This window comes from Acinetobacter sp. YH12126, assembly GCF_013418745.1.
Classification (GTDB): Bacteria; Pseudomonadota; Gammaproteobacteria; order Pseudomonadales; family Moraxellaceae; genus Acinetobacter; species Acinetobacter amyesii.
Window position 1 is genome coordinate 92,194 of sequence record NZ_VPBM01000012.1, and the last position, 20,959, is coordinate 113,152.

At 39.7% G+C, this 20,959-nt stretch carries 20 protein-coding genes; 12 read left to right on the forward strand and 8 right to left on the reverse strand.

The window, feature by feature from the left end:
• Positions 1–43: 43 nt before the first annotated feature.
• On the forward strand, positions 44–1,561 hold the full coding sequence (glpD, locus tag FTU62_RS10455; protein ID WP_180102612.1) for a glycerol-3-phosphate dehydrogenase: 1,518 nt from the start codon (positions 44–46) through the stop codon (positions 1,559–1,561).
• Positions 1,562–1,641: 80 nt separating this feature from the next.
• On the opposite strand, the gene FTU62_RS10460 is transcribed toward glpD, so the two are convergent.
• Positions 1,642–3,474 (reverse strand): phosphoenolpyruvate carboxykinase (GTP), encoded by a 1,833-nt coding sequence (locus FTU62_RS10460; RefSeq protein WP_180102613.1) that lies wholly within the window; start codon positions 3,472–3,474, stop codon positions 1,642–1,644.
• A gap of 412 nt (positions 3,475–3,886) precedes the next feature.
• On the opposite strand from FTU62_RS10460, the gene FTU62_RS10465 reads away from it, so the two are divergent.
• The 4 genes from FTU62_RS10465 (at position 3,887) to groL (ending at position 7,778) form a co-directional block, all read left to right on the forward strand.
• Positions 3,887–4,825 (forward strand): diacylglycerol kinase family protein, encoded by a 939-nt coding sequence (locus FTU62_RS10465; RefSeq protein ID WP_180102614.1) that lies wholly within the window; start codon positions 3,887–3,889, stop codon positions 4,823–4,825.
• On the forward strand, positions 4,806–5,591 hold the full coding sequence (locus FTU62_RS10470) for a metallophosphoesterase (protein WP_180102615.1): 786 nt from the start codon (positions 4,806–4,808) through the stop codon (positions 5,589–5,591). The genes FTU62_RS10465 and FTU62_RS10470 overlap by 20 nt, the downstream gene beginning before the upstream one ends.
• A gap of 188 nt (positions 5,592–5,779) precedes the next feature.
• Positions 5,780–6,070: a co-chaperone GroES gene (gene groES, locus FTU62_RS10475; protein WP_078192966.1), complete on the forward strand. Its 291-nt coding sequence runs from the start codon at positions 5,780–5,782 to the stop codon at positions 6,068–6,070.
• A 73-nt stretch (positions 6,071–6,143) separates the two neighbouring features.
• Positions 6,144–7,778 carry a chaperonin GroEL gene (groL, locus tag FTU62_RS10480; RefSeq protein ID WP_180102616.1) on the forward strand — a complete coding sequence of 545 codons (1,635 nt, stop codon included), beginning with the start codon at positions 6,144–6,146 and terminating at the stop codon, positions 7,776–7,778.
• Positions 7,779–8,205: 427 nt separating this feature from the next.
• Here groL and FTU62_RS10485 read toward each other — a convergent pair whose 3' ends face one another.
• Positions 8,206–8,580, reverse strand: coding sequence for a hypothetical protein (locus FTU62_RS10485; RefSeq protein ID WP_111885656.1), 375 nt, complete (start codon positions 8,578–8,580; stop codon positions 8,206–8,208).
• A 512-nt stretch (positions 8,581–9,092) separates the two neighbouring features.
• Between FTU62_RS10485 and FTU62_RS17425 the strand changes: the two genes are divergently transcribed.
• The gene (locus tag FTU62_RS17425) at positions 9,093–10,949 is read left to right on the forward strand and encodes a YadA C-terminal domain-containing protein (RefSeq protein WP_257223171.1); all 1,857 of its coding nucleotides are present in this window, start codon (positions 9,093–9,095) and stop codon (positions 10,947–10,949) included.
• A gap of 93 nt (positions 10,950–11,042) precedes the next feature.
• On the opposite strand, the gene FTU62_RS10495 is transcribed toward FTU62_RS17425, so the two are convergent.
• Complete coding sequence (locus tag FTU62_RS10495) at positions 11,043–11,525, reverse strand: copper resistance protein NlpE (protein ID WP_180102617.1); 483 nt, start codon at positions 11,523–11,525, stop codon at positions 11,043–11,045.
• Positions 11,526–11,806: 281 nt separating this feature from the next.
• On the opposite strand from FTU62_RS10495, the gene FTU62_RS10500 reads away from it, so the two are divergent.
• On the forward strand, positions 11,807–12,385 hold the full coding sequence (locus FTU62_RS10500) for a 1-acyl-sn-glycerol-3-phosphate acyltransferase (protein ID WP_171263760.1): 579 nt from the start codon (positions 11,807–11,809) through the stop codon (positions 12,383–12,385).
• Between the two features lie 81 nt (positions 12,386–12,466).
• Here the strand turns inward: FTU62_RS10500 and FTU62_RS10505 are convergent, their stop codons facing one another.
• Both FTU62_RS10505 and FTU62_RS10510 read right to left on the reverse strand, forming a co-directional pair.
• Positions 12,467–12,796 carry a hypothetical protein gene (locus tag FTU62_RS10505; RefSeq protein WP_180102618.1) on the reverse strand — a complete coding sequence of 110 codons (330 nt, stop codon included), beginning with the start codon at positions 12,794–12,796 and terminating at the stop codon, positions 12,467–12,469.
• Between the two features lie 190 nt (positions 12,797–12,986).
• Complete coding sequence (locus tag FTU62_RS10510) at positions 12,987–13,724, reverse strand: sulfite exporter TauE/SafE family protein (RefSeq protein ID WP_180055799.1); 738 nt, start codon at positions 13,722–13,724, stop codon at positions 12,987–12,989.
• 188 nt (positions 13,725–13,912) lie between these two features.
• Between FTU62_RS10510 and FTU62_RS10515 the strand changes: the two genes are divergently transcribed.
• The gene (locus tag FTU62_RS10515) at positions 13,913–14,395 is read left to right on the forward strand and encodes a hypothetical protein (protein WP_180102619.1); all 483 of its coding nucleotides are present in this window, start codon (positions 13,913–13,915) and stop codon (positions 14,393–14,395) included.
• 56 nt (positions 14,396–14,451) lie between these two features.
• Here FTU62_RS10515 and rsmD read toward each other — a convergent pair whose 3' ends face one another.
• Complete coding sequence (gene rsmD, locus FTU62_RS10520; protein ID WP_078189870.1) at positions 14,452–15,003, reverse strand: 16S rRNA (guanine(966)-N(2))-methyltransferase RsmD; 552 nt, start codon at positions 15,001–15,003, stop codon at positions 14,452–14,454.
• 3 nt (positions 15,004–15,006) lie between these two features.
• On the reverse strand, positions 15,007–17,049 hold the full coding sequence (mrdA, locus tag FTU62_RS10525) for a penicillin-binding protein 2 (protein WP_180011847.1): 2,043 nt from the start codon (positions 17,047–17,049) through the stop codon (positions 15,007–15,009).
• A 234-nt stretch (positions 17,050–17,283) separates the two neighbouring features.
• Between mrdA and FTU62_RS10530 the strand changes: the two genes are divergently transcribed.
• The 4 genes from FTU62_RS10530 to FTU62_RS10545 all read left to right on the forward strand — a co-directional run bounded on the left by FTU62_RS10530 (position 17,284) and on the right by FTU62_RS10545 (position 20,211).
• Positions 17,284–17,802, forward strand: coding sequence for a hypothetical protein (locus FTU62_RS10530; RefSeq protein ID WP_180085108.1), 519 nt, complete (start codon positions 17,284–17,286; stop codon positions 17,800–17,802).
• 64 nt (positions 17,803–17,866) lie between these two features.
• Positions 17,867–19,183, forward strand: a complete 1,317-nt coding sequence (locus tag FTU62_RS10535; RefSeq protein WP_168378316.1) for a hypothetical protein — start codon at positions 17,867–17,869, stop codon at positions 19,181–19,183.
• Between the two features lie 84 nt (positions 19,184–19,267).
• Positions 19,268–19,927 carry an adenylate kinase gene (gene adk / locus FTU62_RS10540; RefSeq protein WP_078189866.1) on the forward strand — a complete coding sequence of 220 codons (660 nt, stop codon included), beginning with the start codon at positions 19,268–19,270 and terminating at the stop codon, positions 19,925–19,927.
• Between the two features lie 86 nt (positions 19,928–20,013).
• Positions 20,014–20,211 carry a hypothetical protein gene (locus tag FTU62_RS10545; RefSeq protein ID WP_111885664.1) on the forward strand — a complete coding sequence of 66 codons (198 nt, stop codon included), beginning with the start codon at positions 20,014–20,016 and terminating at the stop codon, positions 20,209–20,211.
• A gap of 56 nt (positions 20,212–20,267) precedes the next feature.
• Here FTU62_RS10545 and nth read toward each other — a convergent pair whose 3' ends face one another.
• On the reverse strand, positions 20,268–20,957 hold the full coding sequence (gene nth, locus FTU62_RS10550; protein WP_111885665.1) for an endonuclease III: 690 nt from the start codon (positions 20,955–20,957) through the stop codon (positions 20,268–20,270).
• Positions 20,958–20,959: the final 2 nt, after the last annotated feature.

Genomic DNA, 20,959 nt, shown 5'->3' on the forward strand with positions numbered 1-20,959 from the left:
AAACGAATCATTGTTGAATAAAAAGATATAGTGGGAGGGAGCGATGAATACACAACAGCAATTAATATATGACATGGTGGTCATTGGTGGTGGAATCAATGGTGTTGGTATTGCTTGTGATGCAGCGGGGCGTGGTTTAAGTGTTTTGCTTTGCGAAAAAGACGATCTCGCGAGCCATACTTCATCTGCAAGTAGTAAATTAATTCATGGTGGTCTTCGCTATTTAGAACATAAAGAATTTCGTTTAGTGCGTGAAGCACTGGCAGAACGCGAAGTTCTGCTTAAAAAAGCCCCCCATATTATTCGGCCGATGCGTTTTATCATGCCACATGAACCGCACTTACGTCCGGCTTGGCTAATTCGGACTGGATTATTCTTTTATGATTATTTGGGTAAGCGAGAACAGCTTGCTGGCTCCAATGGTATTGAATTTGATGTGAAAGTTAGTCCTTTAGCACCCAGATTTACTCGAGGGTTTGAATATTCCGATTGTGCAGTGGATGACGCACGCTTGGTTGTACTCAATGCGATACAAGCACGCGAATTTGGTGCACAGATCCTGACTCGAACAGAATGTTTAAATGCATACAGTAAAGCTGGCATTTGGCAAGTGTGTTTAAAAAATGCCAAGGGTTTGCAAAATGTGCAGGCTAAAGTATTGGTGAATGCGGCAGGTCCTTGGGTCGCTGACTTTATAAAACAGGGTTTAAAGCAAGAGTCACCTTATGGTATACGCTTAATACAAGGTAGCCATATCATCGTTGCAAAGCTCTTTGATGGTGATAAAGCTTTTATTATGCAAAATGATGATCATCGCATTGTCTTTGCGATCCCATATTTAGAACAATTTACCTTGATCGGCACGACAGATCGTGAATATCACGCAGACTCAAATCGAGTAAAGATAAGCCAAGAAGAAATCGATTACTTGCTTGATGTGTCAAATGATCACTTTAAAACTCAATTGACGCAAACGGACATCATTTCAACTTATTCAGGTGTGCGTCCGCTGTGTGATGATGAATCAGATAATCCAGCAGCAGTCACGCGAGATTACACATTAGCACTGACCGATGTAGAAGGTGCTGCATTACTTTCAATCTTTGGTGGCAAGCTCACCACCTATCGAAAACTCGCAGAAGCGGCGCTAGATCAACTTAAAACTGTTTTTCATCATCGATCCAAGCCTTGGACTGCTGATGCAACATTACCTGGTGCGGAAAATTTAGAATCAATCGAGCAGTTGATAGCTGAAATCCAACAAAATGTTAAAGGTGTTTCAAGCAGTCTAGCAAGTCGTTGGGCGCATGCTTATGGAACACGTGTCTGGATATTGCTGAATCATTTAACTTCGATTGATGAGCTTGGGCAAAACTTCGGGCATGGCTTGTATGCTCAAGAAGTAGATTATTTGGTTGAACAGGAGTGGGTGAGAAGTTCTGAAGATATTTTGCAAAGACGCACAAAGTTATATTTGCAATTCAGTGCATCTGAAGTTGATGTTTTGGATGAGTACTTAATGGAAATACGAATAAAACAAAAAGCTCAAGATGTGGCTTAGTTGATATAAAAAAGACCGCGCAAGGCGGTCTTTTAAATCTTTCTTAATCCCTCTTTTAAAGGAGGGAAATTAAAGGCCGATTAAGCAGATTTTTTTACAGCTTCTAAAAGTTCGTCTTGACGTACTTTAAGTGCTTTTGGTAAGCGATCACCAAGTTTGTTGAACAATTCAGTGTGGCTTTCAAGTTCTTTGATCCATTGATCTTTATCTTGAGAAGTTACAAGCTCGAATTGCCCTTTAGTGAAGTCTGAACCAGTCCAGTTCAATTGTTCGTATGTTGGAACAAGGCCGATAGGTGTTTCAACAGCGTCTGCACGACCTTCACAACGGTCAATGATCCATTCAAGAACACGCATGTTTTGACCGAAACCAGGCCATACAAAGTTACCTTCAGCATCACGACGGAACCAGTTCACGTTGTAGATACCAGGAAGTTTGTTGCCAGCAGCTTCTGCTTTAGCAGCAACTTGTTCACCAAGTTCTAACCAGTGAGAGAAGTAGTCAGCCATGTTGTAACCCGCAAATGGAAGCATTGCAAATGGGTCACGACGAACGATACCTTGTTGACCAACAGCAGCAGCAGTTGTTTCAGAGCCCATAGTTGCAGCTTTGTAAACACCGTCAACCCAGTCAAATGCTTCTGAAATTAGAGGCACTGTGTCTGCACGACGACCACCGAAGATGAACGCAGAAATTGGAACACCTGCTGGATTTTCCCAGTCAGCATCAATAGAAGGACATTGACCAGCTGAAACAGTGAAACGAGCATTTGGATGAGCTGCTTTTTCTTCGCCGGTGTGTGGTTGACCTTTCCAGTTAGTCAGGTTAGCAGGCGCTTCTTTAGTAAGACCTTCCCACCATACTTCACCTTCGTCAGTTACAGCAACGTTAGTATAGATTACGTCTTTATGAAGAGTCGCCATACAGTTCGGGTTAGTCTTGGTATTTGTACCAGGTGCTACACCGAAGAAACCAGCTTCAGGGTTGATTGCATATAAACGACCATCTTCACCTGGTTTGATCCAAGCAATATCGTCACCTACAGTTTCAATTTTCCAACCTTCGTAACCCGCTGGTGGAATCAACATCGCGAAGTTTGTTTTACCACAAGCAGAAGGGAATGCAGCTGCGATGTAGTGTTTTTCGCCTTGTGGGTTAGTCACGCCAAGGATGAGCATGTGTTCAGCTAACCAACCTTGTTGACGACCCATAGAAGATGCAATACGTAAAGCTAGGCATTTTTTACCCAACAATGCGTTACCGCCGTAACCAGAACCGTAAGACCAGATTTCACGAGTTTCTGGGTAATGAACGATGTATTTTTCAGGGTTGCAAGGCCAAGCAACGTCTTTTTGACCTTCTTCAAGCGGAGCACCAACAGTGTGTACGCAAGGAATGAAGTCACCGTCAGTACCAAGTACGTCATAAACAGCTTTACCCATACGAGCCATTTTAGACATGCTTACAGCAACGTAAGGAGAATCAGTAAGTTCGATACCGATGTGAGCAATATGAGAACCTAAAGGACCCATAGAGAAAGGAACTACGTACAAAGTACGGCCTTTCATTGAACCGTCAAATAAACCATTCAGACGAGCACGCATTTCAGCTGGAGCTTCCCAGTTGTTTGTTGCGCCTGCATCTTCTTGTTTTTCAGAACAGATGTAAGTACGACCTTCAACACGAGCAACGTCAGAAGGATCAGAATTAGCAAGGTAAGAACCAGGATGTTTTTCTTGGTTAAGTTCTTGCATAGTGCCGTTAGCGATCATCAAGTCGATATAACGTTGATATTCTTCTGCGCTACCGTCACACCATTCGATTTTTGCTGGTTTGGTTAATTTGGCAATTTCTTCCACCCAAGCAATGAGCTTAGGGTGACGAACGAATTCTGGTGCGTTCACTTGGGTCATGGTGAGGCCTATCTCAAAAATGTACTAACCGTACAAAGTATAATCTGCATCATGGGATACATCATGCAGATAAAAGATGAAAAAAAGTGGCTGTATTAAAGCATAAAATCATAAAAAAAATAAGACTAAAGAAGTGGTAGATTTTTTTTGGTAGTTAATGCTATTTATATTAAATATAGATAAAATACAATAACTTAACATATTATATTGTGAATTTTAACTTTATTTATTAGCGTGATGGACAATATTTTATATAGTTATTTTTAATAAAAACAAAAAGTTGCATGTAATTGATATTTGAGAATTATTATTGATTAAATAAATGGTGGTAATTCGATTTTTACATAAAGGCGCTATTATTTGCTGTTAAATTCGACAAAATACAATACTAAGCGGCCAAGATGTATAAAAAGTGATTAAACAAGCCAAGCCTTTATCTATTATCTATAATAAAAAATCAGGATTTCATGCTGCAAACAAAGATGAAGTCTACGAGGAGCTTGTGCGGATATTATCCGATCATAATTTCGAAATACAGTCATTTGAGCTTGGGCAGGAAGCGAGTTTTGATACTTTAATGAGCAAGGTATTTGCACGCCATCAAGACCCTGATAATTTGGGTGTTGTGGTTGCTGCAGGTGGTGATGGAACTTTAAATGCAGTTGCTCATCAGTTGATGCATACCGATATTCCTATGGGGATATTACCTTTGGGCACATTTAATTATGTGGCGCGGGTACTCAATATTCCTCTCGATTTAATTCAAGCGGCACAGGTGATTGCGACAGGCAATAATCGACAGGTGCACGTGGCGCAAATCAATGAACATATCTATTTAAACAATGCCAGTTTGGGCTTGTATCCTTTATTTATACAAAAAAGAGAATTTTATAATCAAAAGTTTGGGCGTTTCCCATTACATGCTTATACCTCAGGTTTGGATGTACTCATTCGAGATCGTAAAGAGCTGAAATTGGAAATCGAAGTGGATCATCATATTTATCCAGTCAAAACGCCCTTGATCTTTTTTGGCAATAATCAATTGCAATTGGCCGATTTAAACTTGCAAATTGCTAAGGATGCAGAGGCAGGTAAAGTTGCAGGTGTGGTGGTCGCAAAAAGTGATAAGAAAACGTTATTTAAAATTTTATGGCAATTGATCCGTGGCAATATCGACAATGCACCAGATGTGTATAGTTTTGCCGCTGATGAAGTCACCATACATACCCAACGAAAAAAAATGACCGTTGCTGTGGATGGTGAGATTGTAGAAATGAAACCGCCGCTTAAAATTCGAGTGCAAAAACAAGCCTTAAAGATACGGGTGCCACATGATACTGCATCTTTCTGATCTGCATTTCGGCACTGAAAAGCCAGAGTGTATGCGCGCTATTCAGCAATTTTGTCGTGAACAGCGTATCGAGGCCGTGGTTGCCAGTGGAGACTTGACCCAACGTGCGCGTTATCGTCAGTTTTATGCATGTAAGCAATTTTTAGAAAGCTTAAAGCTGCCTTATATCGTTGTGCCGGGGAATCATGATATTCCGCTATATCATTTATGGAACCGTGTTTTTAGCCCTTTTGCACGTTATCAACTTTTTTTTGGTGCCATGGAAAATGTACTGGAAACCGAGCATTTTTATTTAATTGGGATCAATAGTATTCGCCGTCGTTACCATACGCGAGGGCATGTATCGCTCGAGCAAATACATCATGTCGAGGAATTACTTAGACATGCGCCGCCCAATAAAGTGAAATTAATCATAGCGCATCAACCTTTTTATACGCCGCCCAATGACCCGCATGGTGTGAAAGATTGTCCTGTTCAAGGGCGTTTGGCACTCGAACAGTGGAGTCAACACGGTTTAAATGGTTTATTGCATGGGCATTTACATGTTCCAGCCAGCTATGACCTCAATCAGATTTATGCTTTAGGTGCTGCGCATCCAGTTTGGGATATTCATGCTGGAACTGCAACGTCATATCGCCTACACGATAACCTTGCCAACAGTTTTAATGTCATTGATGAGCAGATGAATGTGCAGCATTATTTTTATAATTCAAAGTTAAAAATATTCGAAGAAAATCTTAGTACTCATATTTTGGATGAGCTTTAATCCTTTAAATTTAAATTTTGAAGAAAAAAAATACAAAAAAATGAAAAAAATTAAATTTTGCCCTTGAAGGGTTTTTTTCCATCCCCACAAAAGTGTCATCTAAATTATTTTTTGTCGATGGCTTACGGAAATCAAAATGTCATCGTCTTTTATCTAGTAAATAGACTTAGTCTGGAGTGGAGTTAACTATGAGCAATATTCGTCCTTTGCATGACAACGTTGTGATTCGCCGTGTTGAAAAGGAAACTAAAACTGCTGGTGGTCTTATTTTAAGTACTTCAGCAGCTGAACAACCTGCTCAAGGCGAAGTAATCGCTGTAGGTAATGGCAAAGTAACTGACAATGGCGTACGTGCATTAGATGTTAAAGTTGGTGACAACGTATTGTTTGGCACTTATGCCGGTACAAAAGTAAAAGTAGCAGGCGAAGAGCTTCTTATTATGAAAGAGTCTGACATCTTAGCGGTACTTGAAGCTTAAGTTTCGTACACGCATTTAGACCCTTTTATTCATCATAAATTGTTAAAAATTTTAAAAAGATTCGGAGTTAGACATGTCAGCTAAAGACGTAAAATTTGGTGATTCAGCGCGTTCAAAAATGATCGCGGGTGTAAATGTACTTGCAGATGCTGTAAAAGTGACTTTAGGTCCTAAAGGCCGTAACGTTGTTATCGACCGTTCTTTCGGTGCACCGCACATCACTAAAGATGGTGTTTCTGTTGCTAAAGAAATCACGTTAAAAGACAAGTTTGAAAACATGGGCGCTCAGCTAGTTCGTGAAGTGTCTTCAAAAACCAACGACATCGCGGGTGACGGTACAACAACTGCAACTGTTCTTGCACAAGCAATCCTTAATGAAGGGATTAAATCAGTAACTGCGGGTATGAACCCAATGGATCTTAAACGCGGTATCGACATCGCGGTTAAAGCTGTAGTTGCTGAAATTAAAGCGACTGCAAAACCTGCATCTGACTCTAAAGCGATTGAACAAGTAGGTTCTATTTCTGCGAACTCTGACACCACTGTTGGTAAACTTATTGCTCAAGCAATGGAAAAAGTTGGTAAAGAGGGTGTAATTACAGTTGAAGAGGGTTCAGGCTTTGAAGATTCTCTAGATGTTGTAGAGGGTATGCAGTTTGACCGTGGTTACATCAGCCCGTACTTTGCAAACAAGCAAGATACACTAACAGCTGAACTTGAAAACCCATACATTCTTCTTGTTGATAAAAAAATCAGCAACATCCGCGAATTAATTGCTGTACTTGAAGCTGTTGCTAAAACAGGTAAACCGCTTCTTATCATTGCTGAAGATGTTGAAGGTGAAGCACTTGCAACTCTTGTTGTAAACAACATGCGTGGCATTATCAAAGTTTGTGCTGTTAAAGCACCTGGTTTTGGTGATCGTCGTAAAGCGATGCTTCAAGACATCGCGATTTTAACTGGCGCGACTGTAGTTTCTGAAGAGATTGGTATGTCTTTAGACCAAACTACACTTGAGCACTTAGGTACAGCGCATAAAGTTACTGTTTCTAAAGAAAATACAGTAATTGTTGATGGTGCAGGTGTTGCAGAGCAAATTGCTGAACGTGTAACTCAAATTCGTGCTCAAATTGAAGAATCAACTTCAGAATACGACAAAGAAAAACTTCAAGAACGCGTTGCTAAATTGGCAGGCGGTGTTGCTGTAATCAAAATCGGCGCTGCAACTGAAGTTGAAATGAAAGAGAAGAAAGATCGCGTTGACGATGCACTTCATGCAACTCGTGCTGCAGTTGAAGAAGGTGTTGTAGCAGGTGGTGGTGTTGCACTTGTACGTGCTGCAAAAGCACTTGAAGGTGTGTCTGGTGCTAACGATGACCAAAATGTTGGTATCAACATTTTACGTCGTGCAATTGAAGCACCGCTTCGTCAAATCGTTGCAAACTCTGGTGATGAGCCATCAGTTGTAATCAATGCTGTGAAAAACGGTGAAGGTAACTTCGGTTATAACGCTGCGACTTCAGAGTATGGCGATATGTTAGAAATGGGTATTCTTGACCCAGCTAAAGTAACACGTTCTGCGCTTGAGCATGCTGCATCTGTTGCGGGCTTAATGCTTACAACTGAATGTATGATTACTGAAATCCCAGAAGATAAACCTGCTATGCCTGATATGGGCGCTATGGGTGGCATGGGCGGTATGATGTAAGCTAATTACTGCTAAATAAAAAACCCTGCATTTTGCAGGGTTTTTTTTGTGATGTATGTTGTAATTTTGTGTTAATCTGAATAACATGAAGCAAATTAATGTAAAACATATGATCATTTTTATTTTTTATATTGAGAATAAGAAATTGTTATTGATTTGTATGATTTATATATTGGAATATTTAAAATTTTAATTTATGATTTTATCAATATGTTCTTTATAAGAATAGCAATGATAAATCAAGACGGTAAGCGAATAAAATGTATGAATAAACATTCAAAAGTATTCGATCCCAATTGTGAAAAAATTCTCGTGAGTAAAAAAGAGTTACAGATGCTTTATAAGACAATACGTGACTATGAAGAGAGAATTAATTATTACGAAGTTGAAAATAAAAAATATTTAAAATTATTGAATAAAGATACTTCTATCTCTGAATGAATTGGTCAATTAGATCTTTAATGATTTGTTTTTGACTTGCATTCAATGTCCGAAATTTTAAAAAATAATCAAGTTCTGATTGATCATTTGACTCAAGATTGGATGATCCTAATGTATTGTCGCCAAAGCGTAACCATTGGCTAGTGACATTGAGCCAAATAGAAAGAATAGCCAGTTTATCTTGATTTGGAATCGCTTTACCTAATAACCAATTATTTGCCGATTGCACTGAAACAGGAGTGCCATCATATCTATGATTAAACTCTTTTGATAAATAAGTTGGGCTAATAGGGTGATTTGAATCTATTAGTGCCTGTTTCAAGCGTTCACTAAAAGCTAACTTTTCTTGTAGATTACTCATATTTCATTGATTCTGCTTACAATAATTAAGGACTCTTAAGTGTAACAGAATGTTGATAAGAGTTCGGTAAATTTTAATTGTTGATTGTAGGAAATAGCCAAATGAATAACAATCATTTTTCGTCTAATTATTGATAAATAAGAGTAATTTTTTGTAAGGAGGATAAACGATACGTGTTTACGAGCAATCAAATATTGATTGATTAAAGAGTAAAAGTTAAAGGAAATATAATTCTTTAATATTAATTGTGTTATATAAAAAATATCAAAAAAAACAATAAATTATAGTATTTTTTGTATAAAAAAAAGAATTGAAGTATTTTTTATTTAAAAATAAATCAAATTTTGATTGATATTAATGTTTCATTTTGTATATTATTGCCACAGAACCGCAGGGGCGGTTGGCTATGAATTGCGGATTCTCCAGACGATAAGTGCGCATTCGTAACAGTTTCGCTGGTAAACATCATCCTAGGGTCTACCAGTCTTTTTATAAAAATTGAAGGAATTTGTATGAAATTTCAGAAATCACTTCTAGCAGCAAGCTTGGCAGTAGTAGCAGGAGCAGCAAATGCTCAACAGGCAAATCCTGTACAAGTAACAGAAGGCTTAATTAATACCAATCCAATTTATGCAAATGGTTATGTGAATGCACCTGTACATGGTTATCATGCGACTCAATCAGCTGTAATTGATCAAGATATTGATTGGTTGCCGACAATTGATTTCGATGCAAATAATAAACGTATTGACTTAGGTTCGGGTACTGTTACTGGTACTTCTAAGCCTGGCGATGCTGTAAAATATGACGTATTCAAATATAAAACTGAAGATGGTACTACAGTTTATCGCTTTGAAAACACGAAGGACGGTTCAAAAATTCCAGGTAACTACGTGGCAGATGCTACAGGTAAATTGACTGAGTATACTGGTACATCTGAAATTGATCCAAATACCTTACAAAAAGGTGGACAAATTGCGGGTCAAACTGGTTCTACAAATGTAACTGGTTTTGAAAATCGTCAAGTGAATGGTGAACATGTATTGTATGGTTACCAAGGCGGTACTAGTGTAAACGCTGGTTCTATTGAAGGTGACGTTGTTGCTCCAGATGGCACAGGTACAAATGAATATTTATATGGTGATTTAGGCGCGAAACAAACCGCTTCTAGTGAAGTTCGTTATGTTCAGCAAGGTATTTTGGCGAATACTGGTGCAGGTCCAGCTATTGATCCATCTAAAAATATCTACGGTGTAAGTGCGCGTGATAACAATAATGTTGTAATGATGACTGGTAATGGTATAGCGCTTGCTGACCTTTCAAACAAAGGCACTTTACAAACTGATGGTAGCGTAGCTAGCTCAGTATTGAAAAAAGCAGATACACAAGGTGTTCAAAAAACACGTGAATACTCAGTTGAGGGTAAACGTATTCTTGAAGTGTATAATAACGATGCTGGTCGTGAATTAGCTTCAAAATACTATGAAATTATTGGTAATGGTCAAGATTTAGTTGAATGGAAAGGTACTACACCAGATTTGGGTACACATCTTAAAACAGGTACAGCTGAATTTAACTCTGGTATTTATGATGTTTCTAAAGTACATAATACTGTAACAAACAAAAATGTAACTTATAGTGAATCAGTTTCAGTTGTACAACAAGACCAAGTAAAAGCGGGTATTACAACTCCAGGTGCAGCAACTACTGATATTAATAAAACTTTCACTGGTACAACAACTAGCGAAACTAAACAACAAGTTTCAACTGGTGTAATTGGTACGAATGAAGACCAATCTAACAAGTATGGTACAGAAGTTAGCAAAACTGTAACTGCTGATGGAAAAACAACAGTTGAGAAAACTACAATTACTGCTGGTGGCATTACAACTACTGGCGTGATCAATGCTGCTGACTATCAAATTGGCGGTGTTAGTATTGTAGATGGTATTAAAACTTCAGTTGATACTGCTGTAGCAGGAGCAACAGAAGCTATCGATGCTAAAGTTGCTGAAGTAGACACTAAAATTGTTGAAGTTGACGCTCGTCTAACTCAGTTCAATACTACTGCTGCTAACTTAAATTCTCGTGTTGATCAATTAAATTCACGTGTTGATGACGTAGAAAAAACTGCTTACCGTGGTGTGGCAATTGCATTAGCTGCTCAACAACAAATTCCTAACATCGGTGCTGGTCAATTCGCAGTATTTGGTGGTGTAGGTCACTATGAAGGTGAGTCTGCTGGTGCTTTAGGTGTTGCAAGCGTATTTGCTGATGGCCGTACTTCTCTAAGTGCTGCTCTTGGTTTCGCTGGCGGTAGCGAAGTTGGTGGTCGTGTAGGTCTTTCTTATGTATTTGGCGGAAAATAATTAACCCGTTGATACATTTGGATTAAACAAAAAATCCCCGCTTTTGCGGGGATTTTTTATGACTAACTATGACTACCAATGTTAGATAAAACGCTAATCAAGCTTTTTGGTGAGCTGGAAATTAAATTCAGGCATTTCCAATTTTTCACCTTTATCACCACGAAGCTCAATAAAGTTTTCACCTACAAAGTAAATCCGATTGTCGCCCTCGGCATCAAGTTGAATCATCCCAGGTTGATCTGGCAAAAACTTAAAACTGCCTTTCACTTTATTTTCAGTGTTTGCAGCTTTACCTAAAAACTCTTGGCTGAGTTCATAGCTCTTATCAAGTTTAAGTTCAAGTTCGGTTTCAATTCCTTTGCAATCATGGCAAGGTAGAATCCCTTTATACTCACCTGCCCAATCAAGTGCATTTTCGGTGTTATCACCTGTAGCAATCGGACTTTCTGAGGCAGCGTCCGTATTGGCAATGACATTATTATCTGGTGGTGTCGCAGTTTCAGATTCATTGCTGGTCTTTGAACATGCCGTTAGGGTTGCACTGACCATACAGAGAGCGAGGATTAGTTTTTTCATGAGATTTATACGCCGTACGTACCCAATATAATGCTAAGCGTGGCTTTTATTGCTCAAGAAAAATAGCCTATTGTTGTTAACAATTGTGTGTTTGGTTAATACATCAAAACAGACATTTGATTTTTAAAAATTCGTAAATAGTGAAATATTGGTGATTTACCTAAAAGTGAACGCTGAAGGACATTTATATATTAATTGGTGAATAACTGAACAATATAGGCTTTTATAATTATTTTGCGTTGTTAAACTCTGCGGCATAGAAAAAACTGTCGGTGCAAATTGTGTTTGAAAAAACAGCGGAAAAAAGTCTGAACTTAATGGGGTGGCAAATTGATAACCATTGGGATTTAAATATTGACCAATGTGTCATGATTGCAGCGCCACATACCAGTAATTGGGATGCACTTTATGCACGCCTTGCCCTGAAAGCTTTAGGGGTAAATGTTCGTATCACGATTAAAGACAGTTATATGAAATTTCCGTTTGGGCCTTTTGTACGTGCTATGGGTGGAATTGGTATTAATCGTCGTCCAAAACAAGATGGTGAAGCACGTCAAAGTATGGTTGAGCTCATGGCTGACTTATTTAAGCATCATCCGAAATTAGTCATGTTAGTGACGCCTGAAGGAACACGCGCCAAACAAGAGAAGTGGAAAACCGGTTTTTATCATGTTGCTATGCAAGCAGGTGTGCCGATTGCTTTAGCCTATATGGACTATGCGCAGAAAAAAACGGGTGTGGGTAAAATTGTTTATCCTACAGGCGATTATGAAAAAGATATGGCGGAAATCATGGATTTTTACGCGCAAATACATGCCAAATTTCCTGAAAAATTCAGTGTCGATACACGCTATTACTAATCTAACAATCCAATAAAAAAGGACAGCATCGGCTGTCCTTTTTTACGTTTAGATGATTTTGTTTAGACTTTTATATTGAATTTAATTATGAAAATCGGGATGGATACCGCCCAGATTTTGACATGCCGCCTTATAAATAATGTATTGCTGGTCAACCACATCGATGAGCGGGATACGAAATAACTTTTCGCCTTGCTTATAGCTATCGATATAAGACACGACTTTTTGTTTGCTTGATGCTAGTTTTTCTTCATGGAAAGTTGTAATCGAGCTATGAGTCATATGTGAACTTTCAATATTATTGCATTGAAAATGGGAGAGTAGTTTTTCAGCTTTTTTAATTTCGCTGGACGTGCCAAACATACAGCCGCTAAGCAGAGTCACACCTGCAAGCAGGATGAACTTTTTCATGGTTTTATTTTAAGCAAAATTATGAGGTGCAATATTCTATTAATTTTCGACAAAAAAATTAATCACTTTTTTACCATTTGGCTAATTTTTATTTAAATGTGAACTGTGTCATTGTTACAAGATGTGAATGTCTAACTGAAAAGGCTTTTTGTTAGAACAATTTGGACAAATATCTTTAGGTTTGGAGTCATCAGGTTAAGATACTCATCGTCACCAAGAAGCAGCCTGAAGAGAATAGAAGACCTAATACAATATGTTTAAATTGGCGTTCTGAAATGCGATAAAAAAGTTTGGCACCAAAAATCACTGGAAAAGCCATAATCACCAAAAGCACGGCTAAATAGGGCAGATGTTCACGATGGATGATCCCTTGTAACAGATAGCTAATGAGTGTGACGAGCTGAATGGCTAAATTGAAATGTCGCAAAATATAGCGTTGTTCTGCTTTGGGTGTATTTTTCAGCATGAGCCATGCAGAGGGTAATGCACCACAAAAGCCTCCAAGACCACCCAAGATTCCAGCAATATATCCAATACTAGAATCCGCCCATTTCCCTGATTTTTGGATGAATGAAAATTTCGGATTAAAAAATAAAATTGGGCACCAAAACATTAAAAAAGCGCCCAAAACCAATTTAAATGTATCTGGATTAATGCTGTCTAATAAATAGGTACCGAGCGGTACACCTAAAATTCCTGCAATTAAATAGGGATAAATGATTTTTTTATTGATCGGAATGCTTTTACGTTCTGATGATAATGAAATGAAGTGGCTATAAACTGAAGCGCAGACCACCAAGGGTGCGGCTATTTGAGGGGGGAGTATCCAAACCCAAAATGACATTGCGATAAGGGCGAATGCAAACCCTGTTAATCCTTGTACGAATCCCGCAAAGATGGCACCAAGAATAAAAATCAGCCAAGTCATTAAATTACAGCTTTGAAATACGTGGCGCTATTGTAGTTAATTTTTCGTTATAAATGTGGCTGTCTGAGCAAATGTGGAAAAATTGGACCTCAAACCATGAATGTTTAAATACAGCAGATGTACACAGACTTCCGATTAAATTCATTTCGATAATTGAAAATGCTCTTCATCAAAGACGAGTGCTACACATGCTTAAACAAGTTGCTTTGCTATCTGTGGTTGCAATTACATGTACAGGGTGTGTCGTGGCGCCATTTGATGATGGCCGATACCAATCGAATCGATACGGTTATGCAAATCAATATGGTTATTCAGGTCAATATGGTGGTTCATACGGACAGAGCTATGACTCAAGTCAGCGTTATGACCGTTCATATGGTCGAATGAATAGCCCGCAACATCGACCAAACTCACCACGACCGAATTCGAATAGCCGTCCAGACGATATATATAAACCAAATGCGCATAAACCGAATGTACAGAATCCTTCATCTCAGCATCCGTCAAATGTGCAGCGTCCAAGCTCAAAGCCTCAGACTTCGGCTAAACCCAATACAAGTAAACCTCAGAAGCAAAAACCACAGCAACAACGTCCAAAAGTGACGCCCGTGGATAAAGCTAAAACCCCGGGTGGATTTAACAGCCAGCGTCCACTTCGACCACAGGTTTAACGATTTTCAAGTAATAAAAAAGGATGCATTGACGTCCTTTTTTGTGTGCATTTACATTAAGCCTTTTTATATAAGCCTGCACGCACCGTCCCAGCTTTGGTTTGTTTGATTTGCTGCCAAGTGCTCGGGAGTTTTAATTGAGCAAGATCACGGTCAGCTTCGATATAAATTAAACCATTGTCTGCAATGCAGGGATCGACCAATTCAGCAAGTTCTTGCCATAAATCAAGACTATACGGTGGATCTAAGAAAATCAGATCAAATTGATCTTTCAAATTAGGAATGGCTTGTTGTGCCGTCATGTTTTTGAGTTGCACACGTTGTTTACTCACCCTTAAGAGTTCTAAATTGTCCATGAGAAACTTCGCTTGGGTGCGATCAGGTTCAATTAAAACGGCTTCTGCTGCACCACGTGAGAGTGCTTCAAACGACAAAGCACCTGAACCTGTACACAGGTCGAGAACTTTGGCATTTTGAACATCCCACATGAGCCAGTTAAATAATGTCTCGCGCACACGGTCAGGTGTAGGGCGTAAACCATCAATACTGGCAAAAGGCAGTTGACGGCGTTTCCATTCACCCCCAATGATTCTTAATTGATTTTTCATGAATTATTCCTCATCGGTTGCATGTGCTGCACTGGCAGCACGAGGTGTTGTATTTGCACTATTCGGTTGTTGAGTTGCACTGTTGTTCTGCTGAGCTGTTGGGCTCGCATTTGGATCGGCTGATAAAATATTAGAGCCGCTTGGTAACTCACTCGGTTTTAGACCCGCAGTCATGAGACCACCGCTAATTTGATGGCCTGCAGGACGAATTGGATTCTTTTTACGTGTTAATAACCAGTAGTCAAACATTGGTTTAGCAATTTGAGCAGCAGAACCACCGTGACGACCATTTTCCCAAACGACGGCAATCGCAATTTCAGGTTTTTCCGCAGGGGCAAAACCAACAAATAAACCATGGTCAAGCTGACGTTCTGTCAATAAAGATTCGTTATAGCGTTTACCTTGGGCAATACTTTTAACCTGTGCGGTGCCTGTTTTACCTGCGATTTGATACATTGGGGTACGAATACCACGACCGGTCCCTGTTTGAACCACATCAATCATGGCATCACGCATTTTGATCCAATCATCTGGCTTACCATTAAATTGAATGCGACCATTCGGGGCGTTATGTACTTTGTGGACTTTAGCGCCTTTACTTTCACGCAAAACGTGAGGTGTAACATGAGAGCCTTGATTGGCGGTAATAGCAGTCGCCATCGCCAGTTGTAATGGTGTTGCTGTAAATGCACCTTGACCAATACTGACAGAAATGGTTTCACCTTTAAGCCAGTTGGACTTCCGTGTGCGGAGCTTCCATTCAGGATTTGGATATAGCCCCGTACTTTCACTTGGTAAATCTACACCGGTTTTTTCACCAAAGCCAAACTGACGCATCCAAGTATTCATTTTTTCAATGCCCATACGATAGGACAAGACATAGAAATAGGTATCGCAGGAAATGACTTGAGCTTTGTGTAAATTAACTGAGCCATGACCAGTTTTTTTGTGGTCACGGAAACGATGGCTGTCACCCGGAAGCGTGAAATAGCCCGGATCGGAAATGGCTGTACTCCAATCCACTAGACCATAATGAATACCACCTAGACCAAACATTGGCTTAATCGTTGAACCCGGTGGATAAGCCCCTTGCACAGCACGGTTATATAATGGCTGATCGAGGCTATCACGTAGTTCAGAATAATCTTTGCTGCTAATCCCGGTAACAAATAAATTGGGGTTAAAACTAGGACTGGACACAAGAGCAAGAATTTCCCCAGTACGTGGGTCAATCGCCACAATTGCACCACGTCGATCTGCAAGCTGCTCTGAAGCGACCATTTGCAGTCCATAATCTAGGGATAAATATAAGTCATTACCACGAATCGGATCTTTGCGACCTAGATGTCGTAACACATTACCAAAGGCATCGGCTTCAACCGACTCATTTCCCGGCATACCATGTAAAAGTTCTTCGTATGATTTTTCAACGCCAATTTTACCGATCAGGTTTGAGCCAGCGTATAAATCTTTATCAATCGTTTTTAGTTCTTTGTCATTAATACGACCTACGTAGCCAATCACATGGGCAAACAGTTCACCATGTGGATAGTAGCGAGTCATTTGGGTCTCTATATTGACACCCGGGAATTGATATTTCACCTCACTAAAACGGGCGATATCATTTTCATTTAAATTCAGTTTAATCGAAACGCGTTCAGTCTTTTTAGAGGTTTTAATCCGACTTTTGAAACGTTCGATGTCTTCATCAGTCAGTTCTAACAGAGGCGTTAGGCGCTCTACCGTATCATCAATGTCTTCAACATCCGCACGACTCATGGTCGCTGAGAAAACCGGATAATTATCCGCTAATAACACACCATTACGGTCATAGATATAACCACGAGAAGGTGCAAGCGGTTGCAATCGAATTCGGTTTTGATCGGCAGCAGTCGAAAAGGTCTCATAACTTTTGATTTGCAAATATGCATATCGTGCCACAAGCAACAGCATAAAGAAGGAGACAATCCCTATCGAAATCACCACGCGATTACGATAAATCCGCTTTTCTTGCTGGACATTTTTTAAAGGATAATGCTGCTTCATACGCGATCGACTTAAAGACTGAGAGCTAAAATAACGGAAGAGGCATATTCTAGCGCAACTGACATTTTTTTGATAAATAAAAAAGACTCTGCTGTGATTGCAGTCTATATTTTGACTTTGCAGACATGAAAAATATGGTGCTTTGTGTATAACAGTTCATATTATTCTGCTAAAGTCGAAACGTATAAAAAAGGAATATTCCAAAAAATAATACTAAGGAAGTTTGTGAAAACAATGAATAAATTATATACATTGCTTGCATTTATGATGCTCGGAAGCATCGCACATGCCAATGACAATTCATTTTTACCTGAGGCAAAGTTAACAGGTAAGGGTTATCAACCATGGAATGTTGGAGCAGGTTTTACTCAAAAAATTATTCACGTGAATGGTGAGTGGGTAAACCCATATGGCATTGCCTATGCAAAAGCTGGTGTTTTCTTGAACGATGATAAAACACCTGGTGGGCAAGTCGGCTTTCGTTACCCCGTTCATTTCACTGGCAAAGATAAAAATGGTTATTATATCGGAGCTTATGCGGGCCACATCGACTCCAAGAAAGTAGATGGTGAAGATGAAGCGCGTTTAGGTGGTGGTATCGATCTTGCTTATGTGATGTTGAGTGCCGAGCGTATTAGTACGTTTAGTGTAGGCTTGGGTGCGGGTGAAAAATTAGAAGACAAATCAGGTAATGTGATTGTGGAAACCGAACCGAGACTACAAATCTCATATACTTTAAGTTTTGGTTTGTAGTGAAAATAATCAACTTTATTTTATAACCGCACTCACTGAATAAAATTAAATATGGAAGTTATGCATGCTTGAGTACGTTAACGAATTGTGGCAAACCTTTTTGCAACGTCCCGATTTTTGGGCTGTGCTGAGTATTATCCCCGTTACCGCATTCGTTACCTGGGCACACGTTTGGATGGCACTGAAAATGGTGTTTTACCCGATTACTTTCTGGGGATTCCATTTAGGTCCATTACCCGTGGGATGGCAGGGGATTGTGCCAAGAAAAGCTGGACGTATTTCTGGCATTATTACGGATAATACATTGTCTAAATTGGGTTCCTTGCGTGAGTTTTTGGATGCAATGGATCCTGAGGACATGGCGCGCATCATTGGTGAACAAGTTGGCTTTGAGCTTGAACATTTGATTGATGAAGTCATGCTAGACCGAAATGCGGTGCTTTGGGAAAACCTACCGTATTCGATTAAACGTCGTATTTATGCCCAAGCACACAAACAGCTGCCAAATACCTTAAAAGAACTCGTGACCGAACTGACCATGAACGTAGAGTCACTTGTTGATATGCGTGAAATGGTGGTGAGTCAAATGGAAGCAGATCGTCTCTTGATGGTGCGTATGTTCCTTAAAGTTGGCCAAAAAGAAATCAACTTTATTTGGCATATCAGTGCCTTGATTGGGATGTTCTTTGGTATCTTCCAGATGATCGTTTGGTTTGTGGTGCCTTGGCATTGGACGGTTCCATTTTGGGCAGCAATCTGGGGCTTTTTGACCAACTGGATTGCCATCTGGATGGTATTTAATCCCATTGAGCCGCACCCCGTTAAGTATTTACAATTGTTTGAATTAACTAAAGATCGTAAATTCCCTTGGATTAAACCTGTGATTCCACGTATTGGAACGTACAATGTTCAAGGCGCGTTTATGAAACGCCAAGAAGAAGTTTCAGATGTATTCGCAAGTGTAGTCACAGAAGACCTAATTACGTTAAAATCTATCATGACCGAAATGATGTATGGCGGGAAGAAAGATAAGACCCGTCGCATTGTGAAACGTCATATTAATGAAATTATGGAATCTCCACTGGTTCGTACCTCATTACAGTTGTCTTTAGGTCCAAAAGAGTACGCAAAACTCAAGACAGACTTGATCGATCGCTCAATTGAAATTACGATGGTGCCTGTATGCGACCCTGCGTTTAATGCGAGCCGTGCACAGAAAATCTTTCAAATGTTTAGAGACCGTATTCGTGAGCTAACACCGAAAGAATTTCAAAATCTATTACGTCCTGCATTTCAGGAAGACGAATGGATTTTAATTGTCTTGGGTGGTGTAACCGGTTTTATCGCGGGTACAATACATTTGTTTGTGGCTTTCTTATAATTAGATGCTGGAAGATGATCTGAATCTTGGGTTTAGATCACTACATAGCGTCATATACAATGTTTAAAATGAGGATGTTTTTTTATGCGCATTATATTACTCGGACCACCTGGAGCAGGTAAAGGGACACAAGCTCAGTTGATCTGTAAGCGCTACGATATCCCACAAATTTCAACCGGTGATATGCTCCGTGCTGCGATTCGTGAAGGTACTGAATTAGGTCTACAAGCTAAAAGCGTCATGGACAATGGCGGCCTTGTATCTGATGAGCTTATTATTGGTCTTGTAAAAGAACGCATTGCTCAACCTGACTGTGTCAACGGCTGCATTTTCGACGGTTTCCCACGTACGATTCCACAAGCTGAAGCGCTTGAAAACGAAGGTATCAGCATCGATCACGTAATTGAAATCGATGTACCTGACGAAGAAATCGTTCAACGTTTATCTGGTCGTCGTCAACACCCTGCATCTGGTCGTGTATATCACACCGTTTACAACCCACCAAAAGTGGAAGGTAAAGATGACGAAACTGGTGAAGATCTTGTTCAACGTCCGGATGACCAAGAAGCAACAATTCGTAAGCGTTTAGGTTCTTACCACGCTGAAACTGAGCAATTGGTTGGTTTCTACCAAGGTCGTGCAGCTTCTGGCGAAAACGCACCGACTTATGACAAATTAAATGGTCTTCGTCCAATCGATCAAGTTCAAACTGATTTGTTCGCGATTTTAGATCAGTCTAAATAATTCAACTTTTTTGAATTTTTGACAATCAAAGAGTCCTACTGCATAGTGGGGCTCTTTTTTTATGTGGCTTTTAGGGCGAATCTGTTATGAAATTTGCTTTGGTTATAATGGTCATCATCGCTGTGGCGGTGTTATTGGGCTTATTATTTGTCAGCTTTAAAATGTTGCGTAAGGTTCAAGTGGAAGAAGTAGAGCAAGCTAAACTGAACCCGAAGCAATATCGCTTACATCCAAAGCTGCAGCAAGAGCTTAATAAAAAACACAAAAAACAAGATAAAAATTAAGCATCGACTCGATAAATTAATTCTTACAAATTTCATCAACTCCCAAATTGAAGAGATTAATCCTCAATTTGGGTGGTTTTAATCGGTCTTAATGCGCCAAAGTCAAAACGGTCAGGCCAATTACATACATCAGACACGATACATTCATCACATTTGGGTTTGCGGGCAATGCAGCAATAGCGTCCATGTAAAATCAGCCAATGATGTGAATCAACAATAAACTCTTTGGGGATGACTTTGACGAGTCGGTGTTCGACTTCCAAAACATTTTTGCCGACAGCCAATCCTGTACGATTACCTAAACGAAAAATATGCGTATCAACGGCCATGGTCGGTTGTCCAAAAGCAGTATTCAGCACCACATTTGCAGTTTTACGACCGACGCCAGGTAAGGCTTCCAAATCTGCACGATTATTCGGAACGATGCTGTTGTGCTTCTCAATGAGCATCTTGCAGGCTTTAATGACATTTTCCGCTTTTGAGTTATACAGGCCAATGGTCTTGATATATTCCTTCAGTCCGTCAACACCTAACGCATAAATAGTTTCAGGAGTATTTGCTACTGGAAAAAGTTTATCTGTGGCTTTGTTGACACTGACATCTGTGGCCTGAGCAGATAGGGTAACAGCCACTAAAAGTTCAAATGGACTACTATAATTGAGTTCAGTTTTCGGGTTGGGGCGTTGCTCACGTAAGCGTTCAAAAAAAGTTTGAATTTGCTTCTTAGTCATGTTTTTAACCGCCATGA